The following is an 11,484-nucleotide window of genomic DNA, read 5'->3' as shown; positions in this document are numbered from 1 at the left end:
AATAAAAGCCTCCAGTTGGAATAGTGAACTCTGCCAAGATAAATAATATGATTCCAAAAAACAAATACATGTGTGGTAGTACAAATCTATCCATCGTTCCTGCCCCTCTTCCTGAATAATATGGAACCACCCCTACCAATTTTAAGAAGAGACAGTCCTACAGTGTTGTCTTCAGTACTTAATAATTGAGATAATTAAGTTTTTCATCCGATGTTAAATTTTCTTATTACGGTCGTTAAAATAGCAATTAGAAAAACAATAACACTGTTAATTAATAAATAATACGCTACTTGCAGACCATAAAATATTGCGAAAGGATCATTAATAACAAATACGGTTATTGCACCACCAATGGAGCCGAACAAAACCCCTAGATATAATATAGTAAAAGCGGAGTAATATAGACTTTTCTTTTTTCTGTAAGTTAGAAATCCAATAATATTGGCAGTAACGATAAAAAAGACTAAAAGTATTATGAAAAAACTATCCATTTGAACCTCCATCAGTAAATTTATTTGCCACCACAACTAAAATATTGTTTGCGATGATCATTATTAGTTTAAGTGTAGCATTTTACTAACTCTTCCATATAAAGAAAAATAAAACCTTAAGGTAATAGATAAAGAGTGTTCACTGTTATAACCTATCAGATATTAAAACTTTATAGCTTTGTTAAAGTTATTGGTTGATTTTGACTAATAATTCTTTTTTTAGTGACATTCAAATGACTATTAAGAATAAAAATAGATGATGAATTGGTGATGATGACATTTTTACGACTGTGTTGTATGAGAGTAAGTTTATAAGTACTTTATCGTTGGATTAAAGCCGTTCTCATTTATTGATTGGAGCGCCAGACGGCGACTCCTACGGGATGAGTGAGACAGATAAGACATCACAACCACGCGAGTAAGCGATGGGTGATGGCTTATCGCTCACCCCGTGGAAAGCGTCCGGCTGGGGCGGAAATCAATTCTATTTTCTGATTTAAAGATTTCTTAATATCATTAACAAAGTCAACTTTTCTAATTACTACTAGTTTATTTTTTGATAAAACTAACTATTTAACATCTCCTTTTAAATTTGTTATGATAAAGCGATGGACAAAATTTGAAAAGGTGGAGTAAAAAATGGACACAAATGCATACAGAGTATTACTTTACTACAAATACGTCCCAATTGAAGATCCAGTAACATTTGCACAAGAACATCTTGCTGCATGTAAGGAACTAGGGTTAAAAGGGCGTATTTTAGTATCGAACGAAGGTATAAACGGAACTTGTTCCGGAACAATTGAACAAACAGACGCATACATGGACATGATGAAAGCAGACGAACGTTTTGCTGACATGGTGTTTAAAATAGATGAAGCAGAAGGACATGCTTTTAAGAAAATGCACGTTCGTCCAAAGCGAGAAATTGTTCACTTAGGATTAGAGGAAGATATCAACCCTAATGAATTAACAGGTAAATACTTGTCTCCAAAAGAATTTTATGAGCAAATGCAAGCTGAAGATACAATAGTTATCGATGCTCGTAACGATTATGAATTTGACTTAGGTCATTTCCGTGGAGCAATCCGTCCAGATATCAAAAACTTCCGTGATCTTCCTGAATGGATTCACGATAATAAAGAGCTTTTTGAAGGTAAAAAGGTATTAACGTATTGCACAGGCGGAATTCGCTGTGAAAAATTCTCTGGTTGGTTAGTTAGAGAAGGATTTGAAGACGTTGGTCAACTGCACGGAGGTATTGCTACCTATGGTAAAGACCCAGAAGTTCGTGGTCAGCTATGGGATGGTCAAATGTACGTTTTTGATGAGCGTATTGCGGTTCCGATTAACCAAGTAGAGCATGTAGTTGTAGGGAAAGATCATTTCACTGGAGAGCCTTGTGAACGTTACGTAAACTGTGCAAATCCAGACTGTAATGACAAAATTCTATGTTCGGAAGAAAATGAACACAAGTATCTTCGCAGCTGTTCACACGAGTGTCGTGTACACCCGCGTAATCGCTATATTGTAGAACATCAATTGACAGATGAAGAAGTAGAAGCAAGATTAGCTGCTATCTAATTTCGTTTGCTAAAGGACTGTGCTTTTAAGCGCAGTCTTTTTTTATTTTTATTAAGACAAGTCTGCATCAGCAAATAAGCTTTAAAGGGTACTTGAATGAAGCCATTCTATTTGTGGAAGGATAGAAATATATTGATGAATAGAGGTTATTCGCTTCTGTATATCGAAAGTTACTAGGAGTTCGTTTTTACAAATAGAATGGAGGAGCGTATATGGCAATCGAAGTAAGAAGAATTTCTGATTTGAATGAGGTCGACGTATCCAAGCTAATTCAAGAAAGCGAAAAAGAAGGGTACCGTTTTGTATCCAGGCTAGCTGCTGAGTATGAGGACGGTACAAACAGGTTTAGCGAGCAAGGAGAGGCACTATATGGTGCTTGGAATGAAGGAGAGCTAGTGGCAATCGGAGGCTTAAATCGAGATGTTTTAGGAGCAGATTCTGCTAGATTGCATCGTTTTTATACATTGCCTGATTATCGTAGAAGAGGAATCGGCAGTGAACTTTTTAAAGCAATTTTAGAGGATGCTAAAGGTCAGTTCAACGAAATCACCACTAAAACCGAATCCATGAAAGCGGATGCTTTTTATCGGGCAAACGGCTTTATATTTGACCGCAGATCTCCTGACACCACTCATGTAATAGGACTTTAAACAACAATTCTATAAGGTGCTCTTTGTGAAGTTATTTACAAGGAGCACCTTTTTATATTCAATTCTTAGGTTCCTCTAGATGCTTTTCTTCTCGCATAGCTTTTCGCTCCAAAAGCATAAAAGCCTCGTTTTCTAAACGCAAAAGTTCTATCTCTAATTCCTTTTGTTTATGCTGCTGTTGTTTCACTGTTACGTAGCCACCCATAGCGATTAAACTCAGCAAGGATAAGCCAATAGTTGAAAAAATAAAGATAGCAATAATATCCTCCAAGAAATGCACCTCCCTTTATATAAATAGTATAACAAATACATTAATAGTTAAAGTTTCCAAGGATAAGAAAAACATAGAAGCAAATAACTAACAGGAGCTAACCTTTTGACAGTCTTCTTATATTAATATAATATAGAGAAGTCTCGAATTTGAGATAAATAAAAATATAAAAATATATGGATATTATAGAGGAGTTATAAAAATGAACGTATTAGTAGTAAAAGCAAATAACCGACCAGCAACAGAAGCAATTTCAAGTAAAATGTATGAAACTTTCATGGCTGAACTTGAAGGTAAAGATGTAAACGTAACAGTTTATGATGTATATGAAGAGGATACTCCATATTTCGGACAAGACCTTTTCAATGCTTTCGGTAAAGTACAAACTGGTGGAGAGTTGACGGACGTTGAATCTCGCTTATTAGCAGCTAAACAAAAAGCAATGGATCTATTAACTGCTGCAGATGTTGTAGTATTTGCATTCCCATTATGGAATCTAACAATCCCTGCTAAATTACAAACTTTTATTGATTATGTATATGCTGCAGGCTTTGCATTTAAATATGATGCACAAGGCAACATGGTTCAATTAATGACAGATAAAAAAGCAATCTTCTTAAACGCTCGTGGTGGAATTTATTCTACACCTGAAGCAGCGCCAATGGAAATGGCTGTAAACTATATGCGTGCAGTATTTGGTGGAGTATTCGGTATGCAAATCATTGATGAAGTAATTATTGAAGGTCACAATGCTATGCCTGCTAAAGCACAAGAAATTATCTCTGCAGGTATGGAAGAAGTAAAAGCTTCTGCTCAACGCTTAGTAGAGTTAACAGTAAAAGGATAATAAACATATTTGGAGCCGGCAAGATCCTCAGAGATCTTGTCGGTTTTTTTTATAGGAGAGATTCTTATCAATGGAGGGCTAGAATGCATCCCGATACAAAGAGGCACGGAATATAGTAAATCGACTCAAGGTATGTCAGTCCCACAATTGATTACCAAACTGAAAATTTTTAATAGTGCCGGTACCCATTACGATAAATTATGAAGTATGGTTGGAGACAGTTTTCCGACTTTGTTTATGCGATTAAATTTATTAAATGAACTTTACCGACGGATCAAAGCCGTTTCTAATTATTGATTGCAGCGGCAGGCGGCGACTCCAGTGGGATGAGTGAGACAGATAAGACATCACAACCACGCGCGTTAGCGATGGGTGATGGCTTATCGCTCACCCCACGGAAAGCGTCCGGCTGGTGCGGAAATCAATTCTACTTTCTGATGTATTTGCATCATAAATCAACTCTACCTTTTAACATAGCCAAAAATAAAAACATTTTGATATACTACATATAGAACAGCGTGTTATAATATATATAGAACAAGAGGTAAATAGGAGGTCATGAAATGTTTATAGAGATAAAGCCGAATTCATCTGTGCCTATCTATTTACAGCTAGCGCAACAATTGATGGAAGGAATGGCTAGAGGAGAGCTAAAGCCGGGGGATTCCTTGCCATCTGTTAGAAGCTTTGCCGCTGATTTGGGTATGAATATGCATACGGTTAATAAGGCTTATCATCTTTTGGAAGAGAAAGATTTCATTCAAATTGTTCCGAAATCAGGGGTAATTATACAACCAAAAGGTATGGAAAAAGCAACAGATCAACAAAAGCAGCTGTTAGCTGAACAGATTCGCCCATTGTTAGCAGAGGGGATGGTATTGCAACTTTCAGAGGAAGAAATGGTTGTAATGGTACGAGAGCTTGTTCGACAAATTAAGGAGGGGTAAATAATGATTTTGTTGTTATTTGGATTTATTCTTTTATTTATTACAATTTTACAGGCATACATTCCAAGATTTTTAAAACCAACGATTGTTTTTGGTGTAAACGTTCCTGAGCAGCACGAAAAGGACAAGGAAATCCTTCAGTTAAAAAATAGATACACAGCTGTAGTTCTTTTTGTTGGGTTAGTTATTTTTGCGGGCTATATTGCTTGGGCGTTGCTTCAAAATCCTCAGGAAGAAGTATTGGCTCTTGTTAGTGTTGGAGTTCAAATTGGTGTTCTATTTCTGAGCGTTGCCTATTACTTCATCATGCATACGAAAATGAAGAAATTAAAGGAGCAGCGTCGCTGGTTTTCCGACAAAAATGAAGTGAAAGTAGTAGATTTAGGATTTCAAGAAAAGCTTCAACTGCTGCCAAGAATTTTATTTATTATTCCCATGATAGTATCGATCGGGCTTATAGTTTATACGCTTTTAAAATATTCACAGATGCCGGACATGATTCCTACTCATTGGGGTCCGACTGGGGAAGCAGATGCTTTTAGTGAGAAAAACTATCTTACTGTTATTTCCCTTCCACTAATTTTATTGATAGTGCAGGTAATGTTTTTATTTACTAGCGAGGGAATTAAAATGTCGGGAACAAGCATTAGCCCTCAACGCAAAAAAACTTCCGTTAAGCAGCAGCTTGCATTTCGGAAATACTCTAGCTGGCTCTCTTTTGTCATGTCGGTAGGAGTCACCTTGCTGATGGGATATCTTCAGTTACAGACTATACATCCTGAAATAACCTCATCCCTAGTTATGATTGCTTTACCAATAGGATTTTTGGTGCTAGCTTTTGCTAGTGTAGCTATTTTTACTGTAAAAGTTGGTCAAGGAGGATCACGTTTGAAAGTAGGAGAGGAAGAAGCGGTTGTAGGAAATCCTCATATTACATCTGTAGATGATAATCGATTTTGGAAGGGCGGTATTTTTTATATCAACAAAGATGATCCAAGTATTTTTGTAGAAAAACGTTTTGGTGTTGGCTGGTCTGTCAACTTTGCAAGACCGTTAGCGTGGTTATTTATTTTAGGACCTATCGTGCTCATTATTGGTATTTCATTTCTCTTATAGAAAATGTCTCTAGAGTAAAGCACTCTAGGGATTTTGTTAATTTTTGTCTGCGTTTGAACGAACGATAAATAGGAAAAGGATATAGGACAGATAATTAGAAAGGAAGGTTCTCTTATGTGCGGGCGTTTTAGTCTATATACGGATATGGAACAGATTAAAGAACAATTTGATGTGCAGTTTGTATCCAATGAAGAGGATTATTATCCTAATTATAATATAGCCCCTTCTCAGTCTGTCGTAGCTATTATTAACGATGGAACCAGCAATAGAATGGGGCAGCTACGGTGGGGGTTAATACCCAGCTGGGCGAAGGACGAGAAGATAGGTTACAAAATGATCAATGCAAGGTCTGAAACAGTTGATGAAAAACCTAGCTATCGTAATGCTTTTACACAACGAAGATGTATCATACCTATGAATTCCTTTTATGAATGGATCGCAAATGAAAAGGAAAAGGTTCCAATGCTTATTAAAATGAAAAACAATGAACTATTTGGAGTAGCCGGAATATGGGAGACCTGGAAAAGGGGGAATGAAGAAACGGTTCATTCCTGCACTATTCTCACTACCGAAGCTAATTCTTTAGTAAAGACTATTCATGATCGTATGCCAGTCATACTTCCACCAGAAAAGTTCGGGAATTGGTTAGATCCCAACCTTCGTGATAAAGAAAGGCTTAAAGCAATGCTCACCCCTTATGAATCAAATCTAATGCAGGCTTATCCAGTTTCGAAGGAAGTAAATACTCCAAAAAATAATTATGCTGAGCCCTTATACTCATTATAAAATAACTTCCTGAAATAAAAAAAGACAGGCTCCTAAAAGCCCGTCTTGTGAGGTAAAGTATAGTAACTAGGAGGAACATTAACACATTTTATTTAGCAGGACTCTCCGCCAACATAACCGCCGCCGCCACTTCCGTATCCGAAAGTACCAACTACGATGATTAAAAGAATAAATAAAACAACTAATAAAGCGAATCCAGAACCCATGCCAGCTCCGCCGCCTGGGTAACCGCCACCGCCAGTGTTACCGCCGTATCCACCGCCGTAGCCACCACCACAATAATTTGAATAACTCATTATTAACACCTCCTCCTCGCTAAGAGTTATCTTATTTATATGTAGAGGGATAAGGTTAGACTGATGAATATGTAACGATTTTTCATATTATTTTTTAGGCGAAACAAAAAAATGTTGGGTCTGCTTGTCTTGAAGGGTGAGATGGGGTTTGGCAAGTTAGCGGAAACGTAGGAACATAAAAAAACGAGCAGCTATGACTGCTCGTTTGTAATTTCCATCGTCTCTTCGGTGACCTTCCAATGCTTAGAAGGAATAATATTATTATTTAACTTTAGAACAAACTTATGGGCATCCTCATAAGTTGTAAAAGTTTTATTGAATTGGCTGTTGGAATTTTTCAAGGTCTCTGTTGTACCATTGATTTTGCGAGTGATTAGAAACATAGGTACACCTCCGCCTATCACTATTTTGTTATAATTTATTATACCTACAAAAACATATAAAAGGTATAAATATACAAATTTATATTATAATTGTTACTATATTGTAATATAGTAACCAAATATTAAAAGAATAAATAATTATGACTATAAAAGGAATTTATTTACAAGATATTGGATTTTACTGAGATGTTTTAAAAACTGAAGTACTATTATTAAGAGCGAATGAATGAGATGTAAGGAAAGGGCTTAAGAGGGTAGATTTTACAAAGCTGTAGGTGGCGAAGCGAGCGAGTTGGTGGATAAGTCTTTACAACCATGCCTAGTGACGAGAGATGGTCTGTTGCTAGTCCTACAGATATCTTCATAACAAAAAGTAAAAGTAGGCTCTCAAAGGAGGGCCTACTTGGATTCCAATATAGCTAAATTAATTGAATTGACCAAAACCAACCGTATGAAGGCTAACCGGCAGTTCATGCCCATTTCGATTAAGAGAAATAATTAAATTTTGTCCGGGATTACATGAAAATACATACCTTTCCAAGTCGTCATAACATTGAATCGGATTTCCATTTACTGCTGTTATCACGTCATCTACTTCTATTAACTCATCCGCTGGAGTAGAGGCTATTACTTGAACTACTTTAGTTCCTTCTCGTTTATCCGCAGTACGATGCAAGACACCAATCCAACTTTTCCAAAAGTTTTTGCGTAAATCCATTTCCTTTTCTAATACACTCTTAAGGTTTAACATGAACTGATAAGTACCAAAAAGCATATTGTCCATTTCCATTAAGCCAATGTCCCCAGTCCAAGAACCTGTATATTCAATGGAGACAAGGACACCATCTGCTTCAGTAGTAATGGTCCATGTGGTCAATTGCTTGTCGTTCCCTTGCATAACGAGCTTTTGTTCTTCCTCTAACTCTATAATAGTTCCTACATAGCTAGCGCCCCACCCATAATCTAGGGTTACCTGTCCGCCGATTCTAATATCCATTTCGCAGCTTCTTGTTTCCCAGGCATTACGCTCGTCAGTTTGTGTAAGTGCTCTCCATACCCTCTCAGGTGTAGATTTTATGAAGATTTCCCTTTGAACCGACTGAACAACTTTCTCCAATTTTAATCCTCCTCTAAATAGTTTTTTAGCTTTGTGAGCTTATCCTCTAATATCAAACCAATCTCTTCTTGCAATTTTTTATAGTGAACAGCAAAATTGTCTTGCTTTAAACGATAGAGGCGATATTTTCCTTCTCTTCTTTCCTCAATTAATTCCTCTTCTAGCAATATAGTGAGGTGTTTTTTTACTGCAGGCTGGGAGATTGGGAAATGATCAACTAGTTCGGTTTGAGTACATTCCTTTTGAGACAATATGGTGAGAATACGACGACGTATGGGATCTGCTATTGCTCTATAAATGTCCGTCAAAAAATGACCTCCTCATCACATAACCTTTTGGTTATATGTAAAATATACAATATTGGATAAGTGGTGTAAATATATAGTTGTAATATTTAGTTAAATCATTTAAGACTTACTAGTGTCTGTCTTCTCCATTAGCTTTCTTACATTTTCTTTTGGGTTCCAACAGTTGAATTTATGAGAGGGTTCAGTTTGAAAGCCTAATCTTTTGCATTTATAATACATGCCTTTAGTCGTTTTTTCACTGCTGAAATGAATGCAAGTTGCACAGCAATGGAAATCCTTCATCCTTTTACCTCCTATGATGTAATAATCTGTTTTTATTGTTCAGTGATTTACGATACGGGGGATGTAGCTGGGGGGAGGGGTGTGATTTTGTTATTTAAAATAGGCCTTGGAATTAATTACCCCAAGACCTAAAATATCTAACTTAAGCTTCGTCGAATACTTCGACTTTTTCCATTTTGTCGCCGTTTTTCATAGCTTTTGCTACTTCTAAACCACTAGTTACTTTACCAAAAACAGTGTGAACACCGTTTAAATGTGGTTGTGGTTCGTGAACGATGAAGAATTGGCTTGACCCAGTGTCTTTTCCAGCGTGAGCCATAGAAAGGCTTCCAGCTTCGTGTTTGTGAGGATTTCCAACAGTTTCACATTTAATAGTTTTACCGCTTCCGCCCATACCTGTACCAGTTGGGTCTCCACCTTGGCTTACAAAACCAGGAATTACACGGTGGAACACTACACCATTGTAGAAACCACTGTTAGCTAATTCTTCAAAGTTAGCTACTGTGTTTGGTGCTTCGTTTGGATATAGTTCAAATTCAATTTTGTCCCCAGATTCCATAAGGAAATAACCTTTTTTCGCCATTATAAAACACTCCTTTTGTAATGAAAATTCTTTCACAGTATAGCATGAACTCTTGCTTTTTCCAAAGAACATAGCTGTTATTAGCATGTGTAGTGTACTAAATATAAGATGGCGCCCATTTCTTCTAAAACTTACTAAGGAAAACCGGTTTCAATTAAACAAATGGATGTAAGCAGGATATGAAAGTGGTACGATACAAAAAGAGGTGATTATATGAACGGACAAAATAGAAAAGACATTCACGCAGGACTAGAAGTTTATATTATTTTGAAGAAGGATCAGCGTACCGGTAACAAAACAAAAGGAATCGTTCAAGATATTTTAACGAATTCATCCTTTCATCCACACGGTATTAAAGTAAGACTCACAGATGGTCAAATTGGCCGTGTCTGTGAAATCATAAAGTAAAAAATTGGGGCTCCAAAAAAGCTCTAAAAATAAAAAAAGTGTAAAGGGAGAATGAGAAAAGATGCAGGTAGAATCTCAAATTTTAGAGTGGTTTGAACATTTTCATAAATACCCCGAAGTTAGCTGGAAGGAATTCGAAACAACGAAAAAAATAACAGAGATCCTTGATTCGCTGCACGTACCTTATCGATTATTTGATGATGTTACAGGCCTCCTAGCAGAGATAGGTGAAGGGGATGAAGTGATAGCAATTCGTGCAGATATCGATGCTTTGTGGCAGGAGGTGGACGGGGTATACCGAGCCAATCATTCCTGCGGTCATGATGCTAATATCTCTATGGTTTTAGGAGCCCTTCTTTTACTCAAGGATGAAAAATTAAATAAACGTATTCGTTTCATCTTCCAGCCTGCAGAAGAAAAAGGAAATGGTGCCAATTCTATGGTCGATAGAGGAGCGCTTGAAGGAGTTACGCATCTCTTTGGTGTGCACTTAAGACCGATAGAAGAACTACCTTTTGGTAAGGTCTCACCAGCAATTCACCACGGAGCGGCTATGTTTCTTGAAGGTAAAATTAAAGGAATGGATGCCCATGGAGCCAGACCTCATCAAGGGCAGAATGCAATTGATGTAGCAGTCGCTATACATCAATCCTTAAAGAACTTATATTTTTCTCCTTTTGAGGCATATTCCGCGAAACTAACTAAAATTCAGGCTGGCGGTGAGAGCTCTAATATTATTCCTGGTACAGCGAGCTTTTCAATTGATGCACGTGCTCAAAAGAATAGTGTGCTAAAACAGATGAAAGTACAAATTGAAAAGAATTTACATGCTCTTCAAGCTCTTTTTGATATAGATATAGAATGGGAATGGCAGGATATCACTCCAGGAGCAGAAGTCTCCAATGAGGCTGCTTTAATAGCAAGAGAAGGGATCGTGGAAGCAGTAGGAGAAGAGAACCTAGCGGAAGAGGTTATCACCTCAGGTAGTGATGATTTCCATTTTTATACGATTAGACAGCCAGATTTAAAGGCTACTATGCTTGGGGTCGGTGCAGACCTTTCTCCTGGTCTTCATCATCCACATATGTCTTTTGACCGTAAAGCGCTTTATATCGGTGCTCAAGTCCTTATGAAAACGCTTTTACAAGTTACCAAAAAAGATTGACGAATTTTTAATAAAAGATTAATATATCCCTAATAGCGACTAATAAACGACAATTTATAATAATTAAAAAAGTCGCGAAGGGGTGAAGGGAATGGCAGAAAAGAAGGCACAAACAGAGAAAAAAGAAATGTCATTATTGTGGGCGATTACGCCTTTAATAGTAATGATTATAACAATGGTTATTGCTGTAGTTAAGTTGGAGCAAGGTCCTCACATTCCGCTAATAGTCGGTACAATCGTAGCAGCTTTT

At 37.0% G+C, this 11,484-nt stretch carries 16 protein-coding genes; 8 read left to right on the top strand and 8 right to left on the bottom strand.

Annotated features, from left to right (window positions below; all coding sequences use genetic code 11):
• Nucleotides 1–203: 203 nt before the first annotated feature.
• Entirely contained in the window at nt 204–491 is a 288-nt protein-coding gene (locus AC06OU_RS18140; RefSeq protein ID WP_475857632.1) for a 3-isopropylmalate dehydrogenase, read from the bottom strand.
• Between the two features lie 639 nt (nt 492–1,130).
• On the opposite strand from AC06OU_RS18140, the gene trhO reads away from it, so the two are divergent.
• Both trhO and AC06OU_RS18130 read left to right on the top strand, forming a co-directional pair.
• On the top strand, nt 1,131–2,075 hold the full coding sequence (gene trhO, locus AC06OU_RS18135) for an oxygen-dependent tRNA uridine(34) hydroxylase TrhO (protein WP_475857631.1): 945 nt from the start codon (nt 1,131–1,133) through the stop codon (nt 2,073–2,075).
• A 212-nt stretch (nt 2,076–2,287) separates the two neighbouring features.
• Nucleotides 2,288–2,725, top strand: coding sequence for a GNAT family N-acetyltransferase (locus AC06OU_RS18130; protein WP_475857630.1), 438 nt, complete (start codon nt 2,288–2,290; stop codon nt 2,723–2,725).
• Nucleotides 2,726–2,783: 58 nt separating this feature from the next.
• Here AC06OU_RS18130 and AC06OU_RS18125 read toward each other — a convergent pair whose 3' ends face one another.
• Entirely contained in the window at nt 2,784–2,996 is a 213-nt protein-coding gene (locus tag AC06OU_RS18125; RefSeq protein ID WP_169359300.1) for a hypothetical protein, read from the bottom strand.
• A 202-nt stretch (nt 2,997–3,198) separates the two neighbouring features.
• On the opposite strand from AC06OU_RS18125, the gene AC06OU_RS18120 reads away from it, so the two are divergent.
• The 4 genes from AC06OU_RS18120 (at nt 3,199) to AC06OU_RS18105 (ending at nt 6,692) form a co-directional block, all read left to right on the top strand.
• Entirely contained in the window at nt 3,199–3,843 is a 645-nt protein-coding gene (locus AC06OU_RS18120; RefSeq protein ID WP_169359299.1) for an FMN-dependent NADH-azoreductase, read from the top strand.
• Between the two features lie 563 nt (nt 3,844–4,406).
• Nucleotides 4,407–4,790, top strand: a complete 384-nt coding sequence (locus AC06OU_RS18115; protein ID WP_475857629.1) for a GntR family transcriptional regulator — start codon at nt 4,407–4,409, stop codon at nt 4,788–4,790.
• 3 nt (nt 4,791–4,793) lie between these two features.
• The gene (locus AC06OU_RS18110; protein WP_475857628.1) at nt 4,794–5,906 is read left to right on the top strand and encodes a DUF1648 domain-containing protein; all 1,113 of its coding nucleotides are present in this window, start codon (nt 4,794–4,796) and stop codon (nt 5,904–5,906) included.
• A gap of 114 nt (nt 5,907–6,020) precedes the next feature.
• Nucleotides 6,021–6,692 (top strand): SOS response-associated peptidase, encoded by a 672-nt coding sequence (locus AC06OU_RS18105; protein ID WP_475857627.1) that lies wholly within the window; start codon nt 6,021–6,023, stop codon nt 6,690–6,692.
• Nucleotides 6,693–6,784: 92 nt separating this feature from the next.
• Here the strand turns inward: AC06OU_RS18105 and AC06OU_RS18100 are convergent, their stop codons facing one another.
• From AC06OU_RS18100 to AC06OU_RS18075, 6 genes are all read right to left on the bottom strand, one after another.
• The gene (locus AC06OU_RS18100; RefSeq protein ID WP_169359295.1) at nt 6,785–6,988 is read right to left on the bottom strand and encodes a YjcZ family sporulation protein; all 204 of its coding nucleotides are present in this window, start codon (nt 6,986–6,988) and stop codon (nt 6,785–6,787) included.
• A gap of 191 nt (nt 6,989–7,179) precedes the next feature.
• Nucleotides 7,180–7,371 (bottom strand): hypothetical protein, encoded by a 192-nt coding sequence (locus tag AC06OU_RS18095; RefSeq protein WP_475857626.1) that lies wholly within the window; start codon nt 7,369–7,371, stop codon nt 7,180–7,182.
• A gap of 424 nt (nt 7,372–7,795) precedes the next feature.
• Nucleotides 7,796–8,488: an SRPBCC domain-containing protein gene (locus AC06OU_RS18090; protein ID WP_475857625.1), complete on the bottom strand. Its 693-nt coding sequence runs from the start codon at nt 8,486–8,488 to the stop codon at nt 7,796–7,798.
• Nucleotides 8,489–8,490: 2 nt separating this feature from the next.
• Complete coding sequence (locus tag AC06OU_RS18085; protein WP_169359292.1) at nt 8,491–8,796, bottom strand: ArsR/SmtB family transcription factor; 306 nt, start codon at nt 8,794–8,796, stop codon at nt 8,491–8,493.
• A 99-nt stretch (nt 8,797–8,895) separates the two neighbouring features.
• A complete protein-coding gene (locus AC06OU_RS18080; RefSeq protein ID WP_240949685.1) occupies nt 8,896–9,078 on the bottom strand; it encodes a hypothetical protein in 183 nt (60 codons plus the stop codon).
• A gap of 142 nt (nt 9,079–9,220) precedes the next feature.
• Nucleotides 9,221–9,661: a peptidylprolyl isomerase gene (locus AC06OU_RS18075; protein WP_475857624.1), complete on the bottom strand. Its 441-nt coding sequence runs from the start codon at nt 9,659–9,661 to the stop codon at nt 9,221–9,223.
• A 213-nt stretch (nt 9,662–9,874) separates the two neighbouring features.
• Here AC06OU_RS18075 and AC06OU_RS18070 point away from each other — a divergent pair, with 213 nt between their 5' ends.
• A complete protein-coding gene (locus AC06OU_RS18070; RefSeq protein WP_169359290.1) occupies nt 9,875–10,069 on the top strand; it encodes a YwbE family protein in 195 nt (64 codons plus the stop codon).
• A gap of 61 nt (nt 10,070–10,130) precedes the next feature.
• Nucleotides 10,131–11,234, top strand: coding sequence for an amidohydrolase (locus AC06OU_RS18065; protein ID WP_475857623.1), 1,104 nt, complete (start codon nt 10,131–10,133; stop codon nt 11,232–11,234).
• Nucleotides 11,235–11,484 lie beyond the last annotated feature (250 nt).

The organism is Psychrobacillus sp., assembly GCF_056205495.1.
This window is presented reverse-complemented; position numbering and strand designations above follow the sequence as displayed.